This is a genomic window from Floricoccus penangensis, assembly GCF_001832885.1.
Taxonomy (GTDB): domain Bacteria; phylum Bacillota; class Bacilli; order Lactobacillales; family Streptococcaceae; genus Floricoccus; species Floricoccus penangensis.
The window spans coordinates 74,842-94,907 of record NZ_MKIQ01000002.1 but is presented as its reverse complement, the minus strand read 5'-3'; the positions used below and the strand labels follow the sequence as shown (position 1 = coordinate 94,907).

Here is a 20,066-nt window from a genome sequence, read left to right as displayed (position 1 = left end):
AGAAGTTGAAGCTAATTACGCAAAGAATAATCAATAAAATTTAAATAGGTAAATGATATTATGATAAACCATCTCGCTATCGGAGTTAAAAACCATCAAGCATCACAAAAATTCTATAGGGAGACCCTTAATGCCTTAGGATATGTAATTCATTATTTTGGAGATGATTACACTAATTTTTCTGATGGCATAAGTGCGGATCCTTTTGGAGATTTTGCAATTTATGAAGGTGAAGTATATCCAATGCATCTTGCATTTGAAGCAAAAAGCAATAAACAAGTAGATGAATTTTATAAAGCTGCCATTAATAACGGCGGATTTGACAATGGTGCTCCAGGTTATAGGGTAAACTATCATGAAAATTATTATGCTTGCTTTATTGTCGACCCAGATGGTTATCGGATTGAGGCAGTTTGTCATAATGGACAAGCTCATTAAACGCTTAAGAAAGAAGTGAAAAAATGATTTTAATTACAGGTGCAAGTGGTCAGTTAGGTACAGAGTTAAGAAATCTTTTAGATGAAAGATCTATTGACTATGTTGCAACTGACTCTAAAGAGTTAGATATTACAGATGCAAAGGCAGTTGAAAAAGCATTTGCAGAAATTAAACCAACAATTGTTTACCATTGTGCCGCATACACTGCAGTTGATAAGGCCGAAGATGAAGGCAAAGAGGTCGATTATTTAGTTAATGTAGTTGGAACTGAAAACATAGCAAAAGCTTCTGCTAAATATAATTCTACACTTGTTTATATTTCTACAGATTATGTATTTAATGGTGACAAGCCTATTGATCAAGAGTGGTTTGAAGAAGATTTAACAGATCCACAAACTGAATACGGTAGAACAAAACTTTTAGGTGAAGAAGCGGTTAGAAGATATGTTCAAGACCACTACATTATAAGAACAAGTTGGGTATTTGGGAAATATGGTAATAACTTTGTTTTTACGATGCAAAAACTAGCAGAAACACATGACACCATTACGGTTGTTGATGATCAATTTGGTCGTCCAACATGGACTAGAACTCTTGCTGAATTCATGACTTATCTAGTTGATAATCGTAAAGAATATGGAACTTACCACCTTTCAAATGATGGAGTAACTAATTGGTATGGTTTTGCAAAAGAAATATTAAAAGATTCTGATATTTCAATTACACCAGTTGACAGTAGCCAGTTTGTTCAAAAAGCTAAGAGACCTAAAAATTCAATTATGAGTTTAGAAAAAACAAAAGCAACAGGGTTTATTGTTCCTACTTGGCAAGATGCATTGAATGAAATGATGAAATAAAAAAATAGAAAGTTGAGCAACATGAGACACGTTTTTATAATCGGTTCACGTGGGTTACCTGCTAAATATGGTGGATTTGAAACCTTCGTTGATGAACTAGTTACTAATCAGAAAAATAAAAATATTAAATATCATGTTGCTAATCTTTCTGAAAGTGAAAATCATACTCACTATGATTACAACGGAGCAGATGTCTTTAATATAAAAGAACGTAACTTAGGTGGTGCAAAAGTAATATTTTATGATTTAGATGCTATAAATTATTCTTTGAAGTTTATTAAAGATGAAGAAATTGAAAAACCGATTTTTTATATTTTGGGTAATACAATTGGAGCGTTCATTTCTCCAGTTGCTAGGAAAATCCATCAGATAGGGGGATTATTATTCGTAAACCCAGATGGTTTGGAATGGCGACGTTCAAAATGGAGCTATCCAATAAGGAAATATTTGAAATATTCTGAGAGAAAAATGGTTGAAAAGGCAGATTTAATTATAGCAGATAATCAAGGAATAGATGATTATCTGAAAGAGGAATATAAGCCATTTATGTCCCAAGTAATAGCATATGGGACTGATATTGATGAAGTAGGTAATGTCGAATATGACTGGTACCAAGAACATGATGTTATAGCAGATGAATACTACCTTGTAGTTGGTCGATTCGTCCCAGAAAATAATTATGAGACAATAATTAAATCGTTTATGAATTCTAATACAACAAAAGATTTAGTAATTATTACAAATAATGAGGGAAGTCCCTATTATGAATATTTAAAGGAATCAACTAATTTCGATCAAGATAATAGAATTAATTTTGTTGGTACAGTTTATGATAAAGATTTATTGAAAAATATTAGGAAAAATGCTTACGGTTACATCCATGGTCATGAAGTTGGGGGAACTAATCCAGGCTTGCTGGAGGCGATGTGGTCTACTAGCTTGAATCTAGTTCTTGATGTTTCATTTAATAGAAATGTTGGTAGTGACAGCGTGTTGTATTGGCAAAAGGATCAACTATCAAATCTGATTGATTTGACAGACGACTTGAGTAAATATGAAAAATCAGTTTATGGCAGTAAATCAAGTGACATAATACTTAAAGATTACACTTGGGAAAAAATTGTATCTCAATACGAGGAGTTATTTACAGATGAAAGTTAATATTGTAATGTCAACTTATAATGGTGAGAAGTATTTGTCAGAACAAATTGAAAGCATCCAGAACCAGACATTTTCAGATTGGACATTGTTAATCAGGGATGATGGATCTACTGACAATACCGTTGATATTATAAAAAAATATGTATCTGAAGATAATAGAATAAAATTTATTAATGAAGAAAAAACAAAGAATCTTGGAGTTATAAATTCTTTTTATTCTTTGATTAAATATAATCAAGCAGATTACTATTTTTTTAGTGATCAAGACGATTATTGGTTGCCAGAAAAAATTGAGTTGACACTTAATGAAGCTCAAAAACATAACAATTCTAAGCCAATAATGTATTACACAGACTTAAAAGTAGTGGATAAAAATTTAAATGTTTTGAATGAAAGTATGATACGTTCACAAAGTAGTCATGCTAATACCAAGCTTATTCAAGAGCTCACAGAGAATACAGTGACTGGCTGTGTAAGTATGATAAATCATACCTTGGCCGAAAAATGGAACACAACTGATAATATTATTATGCATGATTGGTATCTGGCTCTTTTGGCAAGTGCTCTTGGTGAGCTCGTATATATTGATAAACCAACGGAATTATATAGACAACATGATAGTAATGTGCTTGGGGCTAGAATACTCGATAAACAATTTAAGATTTTTAGGGAAGGCCCAAGGAAAATATTTTCAAGATATTGGGACTTAATTCACCGCTCGCAAGCTCAAGCAAATAATATAATTCGAAATTTTTCAGATGAAATAGATGAGAGTGATAGGGAATTAATAGAAAATTTTGTAGATATTGATCAATTGAGCTTTATTGAAAGATTTAGAAGACTAATAAAATATAAATATACAAAAAATCAAAAGAAACATATAATTGTTTTTAGAACATTATTATTGTTCAATTTGTACAATAAGGAGTAGTATGAAAAAAGTACTTTTAATAATACCAGCTTACAATGAAGAAAAAAGTATTCAAAATACAGTAAAAATGGTAGAAGATTTTAAAGATGAAAATAAATTACCATTCACTTTGGATTATATTGTAATAAATGATGGTTCAAAAGATGGTACGGAGAAAATACTAGATGATAACAAATTAAACCATATTGATCTTGTGCAAAACTTAGGAATTGGTGGTGCAGTTCAAACTGGTTACCTCTTTGCAAGTAGAAATAGGTACGATGTGGCAGTTCAATTTGATGGTGATGGTCAACATGACATCGCAAGCATTGAAGATGTTGTTAGTCCAATACTATCAGGACAATATGACTTTACTATTGGATCAAGATTTATTGAAGAAAATGCTGAAAATTTCAAGTCATCTAAAGCTAGAAGAATTGGGATTAATCTGATTTCCTATGCAATAAAATTTGTAACAGGTAATAAGATTTATGATACTACTAGTGGATATAGAGCTGCTAATAAATCAGTAATTAGATATTTTTCAAAAAATTATCCAATGGCGTATCCAGAACCAGAGAGTATTGTTCGTTTAATGAAGCATGGGTATAAAGTAAAAGAAGTTCCAGCCCATATGTTTGAGAGAGCTGAGGGTGAGTCAAGTATAAGTGCGTTTAAATCAGTCACTTACATGATGGATGTATTGACTTCAATATTTATTGCTGGATTTATGAAGGAGGCTGAATAATGTCTGTACTTTTGAGAGTTGAAATGATTGTTTTAGCACTTGCGATTTTCTATTACATTGTAAAAATGGTTAATAAAAATGCTTTTTCATTAAGACGATCAGCTCCTTGGCTGATTGTTGGATTAGGTATAATTTTTATTGCATTATTCCCTGATGTTGTATCGCTTGCTGCTCATCAACTTGGCTTTGCTTTAACAATGAATTTTCTTTTATTTGTTGGTTTAGTTTTTGTATTTGTCTTGGAACTTATGAAGACAAGTAGTGATACAAAAAAAGATCAACAAATAAAAGTTTTGATACAGGAAGTTTCATTATTGAAAAAAGAGGTGGAGAAGAATGATTAATAAAAGTTCGGTTTTCTTCATATTTCTTTTTTCATTTTTACTAATTCCCATTTCTGTATATTCTGATTCAAAAGTTCCGAGGCCTTATGAAATTGTTGCACACGTCGTTCAGGATAATGAAGCTCAAGGAGAAGTTCAAGTTATAGCTAAGAACTATCAAGAAGCTTTAGAAGTAATTCAAAATGGTAGCTTGTCTGAGGAACATTACTCACACTATACTTTTTCAAATATTGAAAAGAAGTTTTCTGTTGATGGTGACAAAATATTGTTGACTGATGATTTGTTTTTTGGACGAGGAGTAAAAGTTTCTAAAGAAAATGCAAAGAAAATTGTTGAAATTTTATATGTCAATGCACCATCTTTTTTAAATATTATCAATAATCCTAATAAAACTAAACGTGATCCAGAGATAATGTTTACTAATCCTGAAATTCCACGTCAAAAAGTAACTAATAATAAAGGTATTACAACTGGGAAAGTTTATGGTGGCTTTACTATATTTACTAATTCTAATAGTAGCGACTTGGTATTTTTAGATGTTGAAAAATCGCAGGAAATATATGTTGGTAATACCGTTAAGAATGATGATATTGATGTAAATATATCAAATATTAAACCAAATTATAAAAAAAATAAATCTTCTGACAAAGAATACTCAGCAGACTATGGACAGGATGTTATTTATACTATAAAAATTAATAAGGCTTCTGATGTAATACTTTCATCAACTCCAAATTTTAAAATTTCAGAAATATCTGTTCCAGCTAAAATTGAGCCTAAATTTACAAATAATATTAAAAATTCTAAATCATCAGATGTAGAAAATGGTGATTTTGCAATTCAATTAAATTCAGAAAATCTCAAGTCAGCAAAGAATCTTGATGGGGAAGTACCAGTTGATGATGTCGTTGACTATGCTAGCGATAAACTTGCCTCTTTGAAGTTTTTATATCAATATAGAATTTCCAAAGAACAAGCACCTAAAGGAACAGAGATTACTGTAAAAGGCAAGATTGTAGGCATTAATAAAGAAAGATTTAAATTGATTTACGATAATGGTATTAATGTTTATGAGAAAGAAAATCAAGAATTTAATATTCAGGTGGATTCCTATGAACAGGGGATTGTCGTTTCCGAAATAGTTAGTAATAAGGAAATTTTTCATTTATCACCTCTAGTGACTTCAGGAGGAATAAATTTTGCAACCTACGATGGGCATTCGGAAAAACTTATTTCTGGAGGAAAGTATATTATTGGTCGCTATAATGAGGATGATAATTCTATATATACATATAATGGAACTGAGGATAATTCCCCTAAATGGGAGAAACAAAATTTAAATTATGATAAGGATTTTGAAACAAATGATTTATCTTTATCAAATGCAAAAACTTTAACCTCAAACGCAATTAACTATATCGATGGGCATAATTCTCCAATAGAACTTTCAAATCATATATGGGGATTAAATAAAGAAAAAAATATAAAAATAAATGAATCGCTGATACATGTCAGAGGTTTATCAAATAATTATAAATATTTTATTACGCAAGTTTCCCCACCAGAAGGTTATAAATCAAATAATAAGATTGTTAAGTTTGAAATTAATAAAAACTCCATATCAGAAGCTCAATTTGGAAACTATCTTATAAATGGTGCTATACCCGATAATGAGTTTCAGAAAAACGAGTATAATGCCTTGAGTAATGTTAAAAAAGGTGAGAAAGAAAATAAAATATATAATCCATATATTTTAACATTCATTGGCGTAGCTAGTATTGTAATTGTAAGTATAATTATAGTAGTAGGTTTATTAAAATATTCATAGAACGAGGTTTTTATAAATGAAAAAGATGACTGACGAGGAAGTCAGAGATGTTCAGATAGAAATGCTAGTATACATTGATAAATTTTGTCGAGAAAATGACATTGAATATTCGCTTGGTGGTGGATCACTTCTTGGGTCAATAAGACATGAAGGATTTATTCCATGGGATGATGATATTGATATAATGCTATACAGACCCGAGTATGAAAAATTTATCAAGTTAATGATGGACAAGATTAACTCAGACTATACTTTATTAAATTTTAATGTGAAAAAGACACTTATATCTTATTCAAAAATTTATGCTAATAAGACTATTTCCTTAGGAAATTTAGATAAAATGCATCCAGACATGGGAGTATATATTGATGTTTTTCCAATGGATAAAATGCCTGAATCAGACAATGAGAGAATTAAGTTTATGAAGAAGGTACAGAATCAAGCTGAAAATTTATTAAGTACAAGTTTTCCAGAATATGTAAGTGGTTCGAAAGCAATTTATGCCGCTGCAAGACTATTTTTGAGGACTCCAAGGTTTCTTTTGCATCACGGTAAATGGAATGAGCAAGCAGTAGTATTGGATAATCTTATGAAAACTTATGAGCATACTGATGTTTCAAAAGTTGGATTTACAGACTCTAGATATAGAGAAAAAGAATGTTTTAACAAGGATATTTTTTCAGAATATGAAGACGTTAGTTTTGAAAAGCATAATGTACGTAAAATAAAAAGACATGATGAATATTTAACCCAATTATATGGATGTGATTATATGGAATTACCTCCGGAAAATAAAAGAGTGAATCATAATTACTATGATTGGTATTGGAAAGAGTAGGAGAAGGCAATGAATATTGGACTTATTTTTGCAGGAGGTGTTGGCAGCCGAATGAAATCAAAAAAAGCTAAGCCTAAACAGTTTTTGGAAGTACATGGTAAACCAATTATTGTTCATACAATTGAATTGTTTCAAAATACACCAGAGGTTGATGCTGTTGTTGTTGTATGTGTTGCTGACTGGATTAGTTACATGGAGGACTTGTCTGAAAAGTTCAGACTAACTAAAGTGAAAAAAATTGTCTCTGGCGGAGAAACGGGTCAAGGTTCAATATATAATGGATTGTTAGCTGCAAAAGAGATTACTGGTAGTGAAGATTCAGTAGTAATTATACATGATGGTGTTAGACCATTAATTAACGAAAAATTAATTGCAGCCAATATTGAGTCAGTGGAGAAAAAAGGCTCTGCAGTAACAATTGCACCAGCTAAAGAAACCTTTTTAATTGTTGATGATGAAAATCAAGTTCAGTCAGTTCCTGATAGAAATCATTCATTGATTGCGAAAGCACCACAGAGTTTCTGGTTAGATGAAATTTTGAATATTCATAACAAAGCTTTAAAGGATGGAGTTACAGATTCAATTGATTCTTCAACTTTAATGTATAGTTATGGTAAAAAGCTTTCTGTTGTAGAGGGTCCAGTTGAAAATATAAAGATTACTACCCCAGATGATTTTTATATGTTCAAGGCATTATTTGATGCTAGGGAAAATGAACAAATATATGGTATTTAATGATTATGATGGATTATAAAAATAATGTTATACAAAATGATTTGAAATTGATAACGGGTCAAGACTATATTTCATGGGATAAATTGAAAAATAAAACTGTTTTGATAACTGGTGCTAGTGGAATGCTTGCAACCTACATGGTATATACACTTTCTTATCTAAATGATAAATTTAATTATAATATTAAAATCATTGGAACAGTTAGAAATATTGAAAAAGCAAATTCAAAATTTTTCTCTTTATTAGAAAAGGAGTATTTTGTTTTAATTCAACATGATGTAGTTTTACCCCTAACCTATAAAGAAAACATAGATTATATTGTACATGCTGCAAGTAATGCTAGTCCAAAATTTATTTTAAGTGATCCAGTTGGAATAATTAATGCAAATGTTATTGGGACATCTAATCTTCTTAATTTTGCAAAGGAACATCAGATAAAAAATTTTTTATTTTTATCGACAAGAGAAGTTTATGGAAAAGCGATAAGTGAGAATATTGATGAAAACTCTTATGGTGGATTTGATATTCTGTCGAGTAGGGCTTGTTACCCAGAAAGTAAAAGAATGGCTGAAACAATTCTGAAATCTTTTAATGATCAGTTTGGAGTACCATTTACAATTGCAAGAATTGCTCATTCGTATGGCCCAGGTATGCAATTAAAGGATGATGGCCGCATAATGAGTGATTTACTAAACAATGTTGTCAATTCAGAGAATATTGTGCTAAAAAGTGATGGCACAGCTGAAAGAGCATTTTGCTATATTGCTGATGCAGTATCGGCGCTCTTCTTAATTATGCTAGATGGGGAAAATACTAATGCTTATAATGTTGCAAACGAGGATGAGCCAATTGAAATTCGAGGTTTAGCAAAAAAATTGACTGAAATTTTTCCAGATAAGAATATTTCTGTGATCTTTGATATTCCAAAAGAAATGGGTGCTGGATACAGTAAGATGGGACGCACGAAATTAAATACAGAAAAGCTTGAGCTTCTGGGTTGGAAAAAGAATGTTTCTTTAGAACAAGGACTAGTCAAGACATTAAAAGTAATAGAGGAATAGGATGATAAAAACAGCAGTCTTAATGGCAACATATAATGGTGAAAATTTTATTATTGATCAATTGGAATCAATAAAAAATCAAGAAATGAAACCAGATTATGTAATTTTTAGAGATGATAAATCGACTGACAAAACAGTCGAAAAAATAAGATCTTTTATTGAAGAAAATTCTTTGGAGAATTGGATAATTAACCAAAATGACAATAATTTAGGTTGGCGATTAAATTTTCGTGCCTTACTTTTGGACGTTTTGAATCTTGACGTTGACTATGTATTTTTTTCAGATCAAGATGATACATGGTATCTTAATAAGAATAAAATTCAAGTCGATATAATGGAGACAAATAAAAATATTGATTTATTAAGTGCTGACATAGATATTGTAAAGATTAGTGAGCATGCAACAATACCGAATCAATTTCAATTTGATGACTCTGACCAGTATATTAGTCAATATCCACATAATATAAATTATATAAATTATAGGCAGGGATGGACATTTTGTATTAGAAAATCATTTGTTGATTTTCTAACACCATACTGGAATGATAATCTAATTCTTTCACATGATAACTTATTTGCTGGTGTATCAGGAATTTTAGGAACAGGGTATAATTACAATCATCCTGTTGGTGTTCATAAAAGACATGCAGGGAATGCCAGTGGGAATGCTCTTAAAATTTCTGATACACGAGAAAAACATATTTATGAATTGAAAATATTTTTAAGTTATTATGTAATTCTTAGTGAGGCACTTAATAAACTTGATAATAATGATATGGAATTAGCAAATAAATATAGAAATTTTTATGAAAAACGAGTTGAAAATGCTCAAAATCGAAAATTTTTGAGTACTGTAAAGCAAATAATTAATGATAAAAAATTTTATTTAAATTTTACCAACTGGGTTAGGGATTTGTTATTTTTGTTTAAAAGATGATTGGAGATTCATGGAAAAAATAGAAAAACTATTTTCAGAAAAAAATATTCATAAATTATTTTTAATAACAGCAATTTTTTTGGGAGTTATTGCGAGTATTATGATGCCAATATTTAATGATCCAGATGGTCAGTATCATGTGGCTATTTCTGGAAAAATAGTGGGAGAGAATATAGACCTATCTACATATGGAGAGACCAGTGTTGGAACTGGATTTGAGGCACAAAAAAGATCCTATGAGGATGGTTTTCATTTGCAAAAATATTACTTTACTAAGTATGAAAAAACAACTTTTGATAAATTGCCCAGAAATTTTGATTATAATTTGAAAAATTATGTCTTTTGGGGACATATTGTGCCAGCTATTGGTATGAAGATGGGTTCTTTTGTTTACCCTTCTTTGGGAGTAGTGGTGACCTTTGCTAGATTAGCATCAATATTTGTATGTTATATTTCTTTGTTTTTCATCATCAAATATCTAAAATCAGGAAAGTTATTATTTTCTGTGATATCATTATCGCCAGTTTGGCTTAATCAAATAGCTAGCTTATCCTATGATGCATCTAGTTTTGTTGTCGTAGCATGGTTTATTATGCTAGCGATAAATACCGTATATGATAAAGTAATTACTAAAAAGAAAAATATATTATTTTTCTTTGCTTCTATATTATTAATTTTAGTTGCTAAGAAGAATTTTTATTTATTACTATTACTATTACCAGTATTGTATACGGTTTATCCAAATGATATAGCAATATTTGAAAGTGTCAGAGAACAGGTAAGAAAAATTACGAACAGAATTGTGAATCAAAAAAGAATATATAAAGTTTTGGAATTTATTTTACTATTAGTAACTATATTATTTTTAGCTGATATAGGATCTAAAAAATACGGTGGAGTGATAGTTGCTATTAAGAGATTAGTTCGTACTTACATATATAATGATTTAAACTGGTGGCCAGATATGAGCTGGTTAGTAAGTCCATATCCACAGTTTAATCATATGCCAATTTGGTTATATGGTATGTGGTTTGCATTATGTGTTTTGTTGCTAATTTATAATGAGAGATTTATAAAAAATAGGTCAGTACCAATAGCTGCGGGAATTGTATTTTTAGCAAATGTTTTTGGTGTTTATTATAATTACTTAGGCTACGGGGGAACATTTTCAGGTTATATATCTGGCACTCAAGGAAGATACTTTTCTCCATTATTACTCCTGTTTGTGTTAATAGCCGGTTCTAAATATTTTCCCAAAAGTGTGTTATCTGATAAGTATAAAAATATATTAGTAATTCTATCATTCGGTTTGATATTAATTTCTGATACTTTACTAATTTTCAATACTTTATATGGGCTATTAGCGTAAAGGAAATAGTATGAAACTGATAAAAAATATAATATATAATACAGGCTATCAAGTTCTTAGCTTGATATTCCCTTTAATCACTATTCCATACGTATCCAGAATTTTCGGTATAGATGGAATGGGTTCTGCCGCATATACTAATACGGTTGTCTCTTATTTTTCATTATTTGCAGCATTAAGTTCAGTTCTGTACGGTAATAGAGAAGTGGCATATAATCAAGATAATAAAGAAAATAGAAGCATTGTTTTTTGGGAAATATTTTTTATAAAGGCTATCACAACAACAATTTCTGTGATTTCCTTTTTATTCTTAGTAATTTTTGTAATAAAAGAAGATTACGTACTCTATTTTATGCAGTCATTTATCTTATTAGCTGTTGGTTTAGATATTTCTTGGTACTTTATGGGAGTCGAGGAATTTAAAAATATAATTTTAAGAAACATGTTAATAAAAATCTTGGCTGTGATTGTAACTTTTACATTTGTAAAGAGTCCTAATGATTTATGGATTTATGTGGGTACAGTACCAATTTCAACTTTTTTAGGTAATTTAAGTATGTGGCCCTTCATGAAAAATGAAGTAAATTTGGTTAGATTTAAGGATCTTAATTTAAAAAGACATATAAAACCTATGCTACAATTATTTTTACCTCAAATTTTAATACAATTTTACTTATATTTAAATAAATTAATGTTGGGTAATATGGACTCGAAAGCCGCAGCTGGTATTTTTGATCAATCGGATCGATTTATACGGGTTGCAGTAACTCTGGTGACAAGTCTAAGTGCAGCTGTAATACCAAGAATTGCTTATCTTCATTCAACTCATCAAGAAGAAGAAATTTCTAATATTATGTATAGATCATTCAGAATGGTAAATGCTATTAGTATTTTCTCAATGTTTTCTATAATGGCGGTGTCGGAATCTTTTGCGGTATACTTTTTAGGTTCTGAATTTAAAGAAGTTGGAATTGTAATGTTTATACAGTCGATAATGATTGTTTTTGTTGCATGGGCAAATGTTTTAGGAAACCAATACCTTCTTCCGACAAACATGATAAAAGAGTTCAATATAGGCGCATTTATCGGATTAATTGTAAATGTGGTTATGAATTTAATTTTAATTCCTAAACTTGGTGTTGTTGGTGCAACGATAACAACTGTTTTAACTGAAGTAGCAGTGACTTTATATCAAATGTTTGTCTTAAGAAAAAGATTTAATATTGCTACTTTTCTTTTTGAAACATGGAAATACTTGTTGGCAGGTATATTAGTATTTTTTGTGACAAATTGGATAGACAGGTCAACCCCTTCTTCAATGTTCTTCTACATTATTGAAGCATGTGTAGCAGTTGTGACTTATATAGTTGCATTAAAATTATTGAGGTCTACAATTTTAGATGAATTATTTGCTTTAGTAAAAGGAGTGGTTAAAAAAAATGAATGATAGTACGAAGATTTTAGCTGGTATTGTTACTTTTAATCCAGATACAGAACGACTCATTGAGAACATATCTTCAATAATAAATCAAGTAGATGAAGTTGTGATTATTGATAATGGATCGGATAATGTTGATGCGATAAAAAATATAATTAGGGAATTTGAAAAAATTTCTTTGATAGAATTAGAAGAGAATAAGGGAATTGCATTTGCTTTAAATAAAATTGGTGAATTTGCAGTTGAAAATAAATTTGACTGGTTTTTAACCTTGGATCAAGATAGTGTTGTTCTAGATGGCTTAATTAATGAATACCAAAAATATTTACAATTACCTGATATTGGCCTACTGAATTGCTATCGTGAAGATAGAAATATCAAAGATAGTGAGGAGATACCTGAAAAAGTTGAAAAAAAGAATAATATGATTACTTCTGGGAGTTTAATGCCTACATATTTGTTCAAAGATGGTTTTACTTACGATAATAGTCTTTTTATAGATTTAGTTGACTTTGATTTGACAATAAGATTAAAGAAAAATGGATATTATTTATATCAAATCCCGTTTGTAGGATTACTTCATGAACTTGGTGATGCTGACTATCACAACTTTTTAGGTTTAAAGCTTTTGACATTTAATTATTCTCCTTTTAGAAGATATTATTTTTCAAGAAACGCGGTGATTCTTATAAAAAAATATGGCCTATCTAAAGAAACGTGGTCATATTTATATGTCGGATTTATTGTATTAATGAAAAGTGTTTTCTTTGAAAAAAATAAATTTAAGAAAATTAAGGCATACTTTAGAGGAACCTACGATGGGATAAGGTTCAAGGCGCAGAGATATGAAAAATAAAAGTAAAATATCAATAATTATTCCTGTATATAATGCCGAGAAGTATATAATTAGATGTATAGATAGTATACAAAATCAAACTTATAGTAACTTGGAAATTATTATTGTTAATGATGGTTCCACTGATTCTTCTTACGAGTTATGTAAGGAAAAATATAGTTCAGATGATAGAATTATTTTAATAAATCAAGAAAATAAAGGTGTCACAGCAGCTAGAAATACGGGGATTGAAAACTCAACTGGGGATTATATTGGATTTGTTGATTCAGATGACTGGATAGAAGAAAACATGTACGTTACCATGTATGATGCAATAATTAATAATTCTGCTGACATATGTGCATGTAGTGCAAAAAGAATTAGTAAGGATGGTACCATCCCAATCAAATTGAAAGATGAGTTATATACAGAACCTTTGAAGCCTTATATGACCTTTGATTTGATGTACTGCTATTGGAATAAATTGTATAAGTCAAATTTAATTAAAAATCATGAATTTATTGATTTAAAGGTTGGCGAAGATGCTTTAAATAATTTACAAATAATTAAGGATACTAGAAAAGTTGTTACAATTTCAGAGTGTTTGTATAATTATTTTCAAAATGAAACTTCCATAACTAAAGAAGGATTAAAGGACTATCACCTAAGTTATATTCCTTTAATCGAGTCAGAGTGTAATGAAATCGTTGAAAAAAATCCAAATTTAGAAAGGTATGCTCAAGCAATGATTCAATATTGTTGGCTGTTACCTCTAGATATTGCTTATACTACTCAGCCTAGCAATGATGTAGAAAAAAATTTATACTCTGAAGTAAAGAAAAAAGGCAAATCTCTTTTTTGGCAAGCTATTGGAAATGATAAACTGAAGTTTGAATATAAGGCCGCATATGTCGCTATAAAATGTAATATCTATTCTCTTGCATTAAAGTTTTATGCTAAATTTTCAAAATAGATAAGGAAAAAAACAATAAGGATATATTTATGAAAAAGATTATGCATTTATGCAAGGATCCGTTTGCGCAAGTTTTAACATTTTTAAGTGCTATTCTTACAAGTATTCTATATAAAAGACCAGACTATCTAATTAATACTTATGATGAGAAATTTCATGTTTTTAGATTGATGAGTTTAATTGGTGCACTTAATGATGATCAGATAGTTCCACAATCTGATCCTTATAGTATCAGAGGATTTGGAAATGCGGCAAATCTATTTTATGGACCATTAACTAGTTGGCTAATGGTTCCTATATATTTTCATAGCTATATTTGAATGCAAAGAAAATAGCAAATAAGAAAGTAATTATTTTGGTAATTCAAGCTTTAATACTTGCAGTAGGAGTATCGGCAGTTTTATACTAAATAATCTTTTGTAAAAAATCAGGCTGTATAAGAATTAAGTATGCAAATATTCTTATATAGTCTGTTTTTTTTATAAATTTGATTAGTATATTCTTCAGAAATTTTGCTTTCTATTCTTATGTAGTATAAAGCGTTCTGGTTTGTAGAATATATATTATTGATAACATTAAATTGAATTTTCTATTTTATTTAATATTATTAGTAAATGTGTTACAATTGAATCAAAGATCTTTTGAAAGGGAGTTATAATGAAAATGAAGAAGTTTTTGTTGAGTTTTATTGTTTTGATGTTCTCGTTTACAACAGGAGTAAGGGTATTTGCTGCAAGTGCAGTTAATGATTATATTTTAAATAATAAAATAAAACCTGTAAACGAAACGGTAGACTATAAGATTGAAATGCAAGATTCAGCGAAAAATGGTGGTATAAGCATGACTTTTAATGCAGGTAAACCAACATTAGTTATCATACATGAAGTTGCCAACGAGTATACAACTATTGATAGCGAGATTGCTTATATGGTTAGAAATCAAGAGAATGCATTTGTTCATTCATTTGTAGATGCTTATTCTCTTAAAACAATCGCTGATACTAGTAAAAAATCATGGGGGTCAGGACCATTTGGTAATAGATATGGTATACAAATTGAACAGACAAGAGTGAGATCGAAGGACCAGTTTGCTAAACAAATTGCAAATTTAGCAAATTGGACTGCTGATCAATTAATAAAGTATGATATGGGAAACCCAAAACTTGTATCTGAATCAAGTAAGGACTTGGATGGGAATTTAGCTAGTCATAAAAATATTTCATACAAATGGGGAGGGACAGATCATGTTGACCCTGATTGGTATTGGGCTAATAGAGGTGGCCAATATTTTGGGCAATCTTATGATATGTACCAATTTAAAGAGCTAGTTGATAAATATTACAAACAAAAATTGCTAATTAAACCGATTATAACAAGTACAACCATTGAAGGAAATCCTAAAAATGGTAAATTTAGTGTAAGAGTTAAGACTAACAATGTAAAAAGCACTATAGTAGAAGTTCCTATCTGGTCTAATAAAAATGGACAAGATGATATTAAATGGTATGAAGCGAAGAAAATAAAGGATGGCGAATATTTAGCTACTTTTGATGCTTCTAAACATAATTTTGAAAGTGGAGCATATTCAGTTCATGCTTATGCGTATAATGGTAGTCAAAAAGCTTCTGCAGTAGTTAATAATAATCTACAGGTATCATATCCTGAAAATACAATTGCATATTCAACTCATGTACAGAGTATTGGTTGGCAAAATTATGTTGAAAATGGTGAAATGTCTGGTACAAGCGGACAATCATTGAGACTTGAAGGTATTAAGATTGCTTTGCCAGGAGAAGGAAGTATTGAATACACAACTCATGTACAAAACAAAGGTTGGTTGCCATGGGTGAGTGACAATAGAATGTCTGGAACAACGGGACAATCATTAAGACTAGAAGGAATCAAAATTAGGCTGAAGGGCGAGGTATCAAGTAAGTATGATATATATTACCGAGTCCATATACAAGATAAAGGCTGGTTAGGTTGGGCCAAAAATGGAGAATCTGCGGGAAGCTCAGGTATGTCTAAACGTTTAGAAGGAATAAATGTTAAACTTGTTCCTAAAGGTCAATCTTTTAATACAGGTTCGGATGCTTTTCTAGAACCAGCCCCAGCCCCAGCTCCAATTCCAAATGTAAATTATTCAACCCACGTTCAAGATATTGGATGGCAAAAATATGTTTCTAATGGTGAATTATCTGGAACAAGTGGCTTATCGTTGAGGTTAGAAGGAATTAAAATTAATCTAAATAACCTTCCTGTTTCAGGAGGAGTGAGCTACTCTACTCATATTCAAAATATCGGATGGCAAAAAAATATGAGTGACAATCAATTATCTGGAACAACTGGTCAATCATTAAGGTTAGAAGGAATCAAGATTCAATTAACTGGTGACTTATCAAACATTTATGATGTATATTATCGTGTCCATATACAAGATAAAGGTTGGTTAGGTTGGGCTAAAAATGGTGAGCCTGCAGGAAGCTCTGGTATGTCTAAACGTTTAGAAGGAATAAACATTAAACTATATAAAAAAGGTGATAAAGTAAATCTAGATGGCACTCCATTTATTACAATTCAAGAAAATTCATCTATATCGAAAGCTCCAAAACCAAATGTGAAACCTGAAAATCAGCAAAAAGATAATAACTCCGTTTCTAGTTCACCTGATATTCCGAAATCTACTGAACCTTCGAGAGTAGAAGAAGTTCCTCAAACAAGTGAATCAATTGTGAATGATGAAAAACAAGTGAAACCAGAATTAAAACTTAATGCATTAAACGATAGTCAAAAATCATGGTTTGAAAATATCTATCCAGAAGCAGTTAAGCTTGCAAATAATAACAATTTGTTTGCTTCAGTAATTCTGAGTCAAACAATTGCAGAAAGTGCTTGGGGACAAAGTGAGCTTGCTATGAATGCAAACAACTTATTTGGTGTAAAAGCAGATTCGTCATGGACAGGAGAAATTTATGAGAAAGATACTAATGAGTTTGTAGATGGTAAATCAATTACAGTAAAAGCTAAATTCAGGAAGTATCCTTCTCAAGTTGATAGCTTGAAAGATTATGTAAATAAAATTACGGGGAATCCAGATCGCTATACAAATGTTCTTAAATCAAAGGCACAGACTTTTGAAAATGCTGCACAAGCTCTTCAAAATGGAGGATATGCAACTGATCCAAACTATGCTAATAATTTGATAAACAGAATTAAAAATTATAATTTAAATGCTTTAGACTAGTTAGGAGAAATGATGAAAAAAATATTCATACCGATTATTTTACTAATTATTTTGGTTATTGGATTTGTTTTTTACAAATCTACTAATAATAAAGAAAGTAATGAAAATAAAACTTCGACTTCCTCTAGTATGACTAAAAGTTCTTCTACTGATGGAAGCTCAAATAAAAATAGTGAAGAAATAAAATCAAGTTCTAGCTCATCAACATCTACGAATGAATCAGAAACAAGTGATGATACTAATAAAAATCATTCACAAGAAGAAAAAGATAATAAAGAAATAAAAGATCAGGCTTCGAAAGTAATGTCTATTAAAGAAGCTCGTGAAGAAATGCGGAAGGCTGGTATGAATGATGGGGATTTCAGCGATCTAGATATTAGTAAGTACATTAATGATGCAACATCTAAAGGAAAAAATCTTATTGATTATTTAAAAGAACAAGGATTTTAGTAATAAAAAGAGGGAGTATAATTATACTTCCTCTTTTCATGTCATAAAATATGACATTAGTGGTTGACTTTTCTGAAAATTATAGTTAGAATATATTTTGTAAAGGAGATCGAAGTGAAAGAAAGAGAATTACGTCGATCAATGGCAGTATTTCCAATAGGAACTGTCATGAAGTTAACCGACCTATCTGCACGCCAAATTCGTTACTATGAGGATCAAGAATTAATTTTTCCTGCAAGAAACGATGGCAATAGGCGAATGTATTCTTTAAATGATATTGATGTACTTTTAGAAATTAAAGATTATATTGGTGATGGTTTAAATATTGCTCAAATTAGAAAAGTATATGAAAAAAATAAAGCTGAGCAAGAAAATAAATTGTCTAAATCTTTGAGTGATAAAGAAGTGCGTAGATTATTAGAGGATGAACTAATACGTCAAAGTAGATTTAACGGTAAAGCAGACACTAGTTTTGGACACATATCCATGTAAAGGAATTTAAGGAGAGACAAATGACAATTACTGCAGAAGATATCCGTCGTGATATTAGAGAAAAAAATGTTACATTCTTACGTTTAATGTTTACTGATATTGCAGGTACTTTGAAGAATGTTGAAGTTCCAGCAACTGATGAACAATTGGATAAAATTTTAGATAACAAGATGATGTTTGACGGTTCTTCAATTGAAGGTTTTGTAAGAATTAATGAATCAGATATGTACTTATATCCTGATTTAGATACATGGATTGTCTTCCCATGGGGAGCTGAGAACGGTAAAGTTGCAGGACTAATTTGTGATGTTTATAATCCTGATGGAACTCCATTTGCAGGTGATCCACGCGGTAACTTAAAACGTGCATTACATAAAATGGAAGATCATGGTTTTTCTTCATTTAACTTAGGACCTGAACCAGAATTTTTCTTATTTAAATTAGACGAAAATGGTGTTCCAACACTTGAAGTGAATGACCAAGGTGGATACTTTGACCTTGCACCAACAGACCTTGCAGATAATACACGTCGTGAAATTGTAAATGTTCTTACTCAATTAGGTTTTGAAGTTGAAGCTAGTCACCATGAAGTTGCAGTTGGACAACATGAGATTGATTTTAAATATGCAAATGTATTAGAAGCATGTGACAATATCCAAATCTTTAAACTTGTTGTTAAAACAATCGCGCGTGAGCATGGATTACATGCTACATTCATGGCTAAACCTAAATATGGTATCAACGGTTCAGGTATGCACTGTAATATGTCATTATTTGATAAAGAAGGAAATAATGTATTCTATGATCCTAAGGGAGAAATGGAACTTTCAACTACAGCTTACGAATTCCTTGCTGGTCTATTGAAACATGCTTATAGCTTCACTGCTATTATGAATCCAACTGTTAACTCATATAAACGTCTTGTTCCTGGATATGAAGCACCAGTATACGTTGCATGGGCAGGACGTAACCGTTCTCCACTTATTCGTGTACCAGCTTCACGTGGTAAATCAACTCGTTTAGAGTTACGTTCAGTTGATCCAACAGCAAACCCATACCTAGCATTAGCTGTTCTTCTTGATTCAGGTCTTGATGGAATTACTAACAAATTAACTCCACCAGCACCAGTAGAATCAAATATCTATGTTATGACCGATGAAGAACGAAAAGCAGTAGGAATTACTGACCTTCCTTCAACTCTCCGCAACGCAGTAAAAGCACTTCAAGAAGATGAAGTTGTTAAAGATGCAATGGGTGAACATATCTATACAAACTTCGTAGAAGCTAAACGTATTGAGTGGGCATCATATGCACAATATGTATCACAATGGGAAATTGATAATTACCTAGAGTTATACTAAAAGATATTTTGAATAACTAAGAGTACAGTGCACATGCATTGTACT

At 30.6% G+C, this 20,066-nt stretch carries 20 protein-coding genes; all 20 read left to right on the top strand.

The annotated features are described in order from the left end of the window. Nucleotides 1–60: 60 nt before the first annotated feature. The 20 genes from BG262_RS01070 (at nt 61) to glnA (ending at nt 20,021) form a co-directional block, all read left to right on the top strand. On the top strand, nt 61–438 hold the full coding sequence (locus BG262_RS01070; protein WP_070787043.1) for a VOC family protein: 378 nt from the start codon (nt 61–63) through the stop codon (nt 436–438). A gap of 23 nt (nt 439–461) precedes the next feature. Then, the gene (rfbD, locus tag BG262_RS01065; protein WP_070787042.1) at nt 462–1,295 is read left to right on the top strand and encodes a dTDP-4-dehydrorhamnose reductase; all 834 of its coding nucleotides are present in this window, start codon (nt 462–464) and stop codon (nt 1,293–1,295) included. 21 nt (nt 1,296–1,316) lie between these two features. Further along, nucleotides 1,317–2,456, top strand: coding sequence for a beta 1-4 rhamnosyltransferase Cps2T (gene cps2T / locus BG262_RS01060; protein ID WP_070787041.1), 1,140 nt, complete (start codon nt 1,317–1,319; stop codon nt 2,454–2,456). Continuing rightward, the gene (locus tag BG262_RS01055) at nt 2,446–3,387 is read left to right on the top strand and encodes a glycosyltransferase family 2 protein (RefSeq protein WP_070787040.1); all 942 of its coding nucleotides are present in this window, start codon (nt 2,446–2,448) and stop codon (nt 3,385–3,387) included. The genes cps2T and BG262_RS01055 overlap by 11 nt, the downstream gene beginning before the upstream one ends. A gap of 1 nt (nt 3,388) precedes the next feature. Beyond that, nucleotides 3,389–4,114: a glycosyltransferase family 2 protein gene (locus BG262_RS01050; protein ID WP_070787039.1), complete on the top strand. Its 726-nt coding sequence runs from the start codon at nt 3,389–3,391 to the stop codon at nt 4,112–4,114. Further along, a complete protein-coding gene (locus tag BG262_RS01045; RefSeq protein WP_070787038.1) occupies nt 4,114–4,458 on the top strand; it encodes a DUF2304 domain-containing protein in 345 nt (114 codons plus the stop codon). The genes BG262_RS01050 and BG262_RS01045 overlap by 1 nt, the downstream gene beginning before the upstream one ends. Next, nucleotides 4,451–6,286, top strand: coding sequence for a hypothetical protein (locus BG262_RS01040; protein ID WP_070787037.1), 1,836 nt, complete (start codon nt 4,451–4,453; stop codon nt 6,284–6,286). Before BG262_RS01045 ends, BG262_RS01040 begins: the two co-directional genes overlap by 8 nt. Nucleotides 6,287–6,302: 16 nt before the next feature. Beyond that, nucleotides 6,303–7,124 (top strand): LicD family protein, encoded by an 822-nt coding sequence (locus BG262_RS01035; RefSeq protein WP_070787036.1) that lies wholly within the window; start codon nt 6,303–6,305, stop codon nt 7,122–7,124. 9 nt (nt 7,125–7,133) lie between these two features. Continuing rightward, on the top strand, nt 7,134–7,859 hold the full coding sequence (locus tag BG262_RS01030) for an IspD/TarI family cytidylyltransferase (RefSeq protein ID WP_070787035.1): 726 nt from the start codon (nt 7,134–7,136) through the stop codon (nt 7,857–7,859). Between the two features lie 2 nt (nt 7,860–7,861). After that, nucleotides 7,862–8,920: an NAD-dependent epimerase/dehydratase family protein gene (locus BG262_RS01025; protein WP_173861954.1), complete on the top strand. Its 1,059-nt coding sequence runs from the start codon at nt 7,862–7,864 to the stop codon at nt 8,918–8,920. 1 nt (nt 8,921) lies between these two features. Then, on the top strand, nt 8,922–9,860 hold the full coding sequence (locus tag BG262_RS01020; RefSeq protein WP_070787034.1) for a glycosyltransferase: 939 nt from the start codon (nt 8,922–8,924) through the stop codon (nt 9,858–9,860). Between the two features lie 10 nt (nt 9,861–9,870). Then, entirely contained in the window at nt 9,871–11,229 is a 1,359-nt protein-coding gene (locus tag BG262_RS01015) for a DUF2142 domain-containing protein (protein WP_070787033.1), read from the top strand. Between the two features lie 10 nt (nt 11,230–11,239). After that, entirely contained in the window at nt 11,240–12,676 is a 1,437-nt protein-coding gene (locus tag BG262_RS01010; protein WP_070787032.1) for a flippase, read from the top strand. Further along, on the top strand, nt 12,669–13,523 hold the full coding sequence (locus BG262_RS01005; protein WP_070787031.1) for a glycosyltransferase: 855 nt from the start codon (nt 12,669–12,671) through the stop codon (nt 13,521–13,523). The genes BG262_RS01010 and BG262_RS01005 overlap by 8 nt, the downstream gene beginning before the upstream one ends. Then, the gene (locus BG262_RS01000) at nt 13,513–14,475 is read left to right on the top strand and encodes a glycosyltransferase family 2 protein (protein ID WP_070787030.1); all 963 of its coding nucleotides are present in this window, start codon (nt 13,513–13,515) and stop codon (nt 14,473–14,475) included. Before BG262_RS01005 ends, BG262_RS01000 begins: the two co-directional genes overlap by 11 nt. A gap of 29 nt (nt 14,476–14,504) precedes the next feature. Further along, entirely contained in the window at nt 14,505–14,795 is a 291-nt protein-coding gene (locus tag BG262_RS00995; RefSeq protein ID WP_070787029.1) for a hypothetical protein, read from the top strand. Between the two features lie 337 nt (nt 14,796–15,132). Further along, nucleotides 15,133–17,718 carry a glucosaminidase domain-containing protein gene (locus BG262_RS00990; RefSeq protein ID WP_070787028.1) on the top strand — a complete coding sequence of 862 codons (2,586 nt, stop codon included), beginning with the start codon at nt 15,133–15,135 and terminating at the stop codon, nt 17,716–17,718. A 12-nt stretch (nt 17,719–17,730) separates the two neighbouring features. Then, nucleotides 17,731–18,168, top strand: coding sequence for a hypothetical protein (locus BG262_RS00985; protein ID WP_070787027.1), 438 nt, complete (start codon nt 17,731–17,733; stop codon nt 18,166–18,168). A 114-nt stretch (nt 18,169–18,282) separates the two neighbouring features. Next, complete coding sequence (locus BG262_RS00980; RefSeq protein WP_070787026.1) at nt 18,283–18,660, top strand: MerR family transcriptional regulator; 378 nt, start codon at nt 18,283–18,285, stop codon at nt 18,658–18,660. A 20-nt stretch (nt 18,661–18,680) separates the two neighbouring features. Then, on the top strand, nt 18,681–20,021 hold the full coding sequence (glnA, locus tag BG262_RS00975; RefSeq protein ID WP_070787025.1) for a type I glutamate--ammonia ligase: 1,341 nt from the start codon (nt 18,681–18,683) through the stop codon (nt 20,019–20,021). Nucleotides 20,022–20,066 lie beyond the last annotated feature (45 nt).

Bases quoted from the DNA above. Each gene is read 5' to 3' on its own strand.
- BG262_RS01070 (WP_070787043.1), top strand. From the start codon at position 61: ATGATAAACCATCTCGCTATCGGAGTTAAAAACCATCAAGCATCACAA.
- rfbD (WP_070787042.1), top strand. From the start codon at position 462: ATGATTTTAATTACAGGTGCAAGTGGTCAGTTAGGTACAGAGTTAAGA.
- cps2T (WP_070787041.1), top strand. From the start codon at position 1,317: ATGAGACACGTTTTTATAATCGGTTCACGTGGGTTACCTGCTAAATAT.
- BG262_RS01055 (WP_070787040.1), top strand. From the start codon at position 2,446: ATGAAAGTTAATATTGTAATGTCAACTTATAATGGTGAGAAGTATTTG.
- BG262_RS01050 (WP_070787039.1), top strand. From the start codon at position 3,389: ATGAAAAAAGTACTTTTAATAATACCAGCTTACAATGAAGAAAAAAGT.
- BG262_RS01045 (WP_070787038.1), top strand. From the start codon at position 4,114: ATGTCTGTACTTTTGAGAGTTGAAATGATTGTTTTAGCACTTGCGATT.
- BG262_RS01040 (WP_070787037.1), top strand. From the start codon at position 4,451: ATGATTAATAAAAGTTCGGTTTTCTTCATATTTCTTTTTTCATTTTTA.
- BG262_RS01035 (WP_070787036.1), top strand. From the start codon at position 6,303: ATGAAAAAGATGACTGACGAGGAAGTCAGAGATGTTCAGATAGAAATG.
- BG262_RS01030 (WP_070787035.1), top strand. From the start codon at position 7,134: ATGAATATTGGACTTATTTTTGCAGGAGGTGTTGGCAGCCGAATGAAA.
- BG262_RS01020 (WP_070787034.1), top strand. From the start codon at position 8,922: ATGATAAAAACAGCAGTCTTAATGGCAACATATAATGGTGAAAATTTT.
- BG262_RS01015 (WP_070787033.1), top strand. From the start codon at position 9,871: ATGGAAAAAATAGAAAAACTATTTTCAGAAAAAAATATTCATAAATTA.
- BG262_RS01010 (WP_070787032.1), top strand. From the start codon at position 11,240: ATGAAACTGATAAAAAATATAATATATAATACAGGCTATCAAGTTCTT.
- BG262_RS01005 (WP_070787031.1), top strand. From the start codon at position 12,669: ATGAATGATAGTACGAAGATTTTAGCTGGTATTGTTACTTTTAATCCA.
- BG262_RS01000 (WP_070787030.1), top strand. From the start codon at position 13,513: ATGAAAAATAAAAGTAAAATATCAATAATTATTCCTGTATATAATGCC.
- BG262_RS00995 (WP_070787029.1), top strand. From the start codon at position 14,505: ATGAAAAAGATTATGCATTTATGCAAGGATCCGTTTGCGCAAGTTTTA.
- BG262_RS00990 (WP_070787028.1), top strand. From the start codon at position 15,133: ATGAAAATGAAGAAGTTTTTGTTGAGTTTTATTGTTTTGATGTTCTCG.
- BG262_RS00985 (WP_070787027.1), top strand. From the start codon at position 17,731: ATGAAAAAAATATTCATACCGATTATTTTACTAATTATTTTGGTTATT.
- glnA (WP_070787025.1), top strand. From the start codon at position 18,681: ATGACAATTACTGCAGAAGATATCCGTCGTGATATTAGAGAAAAAAAT.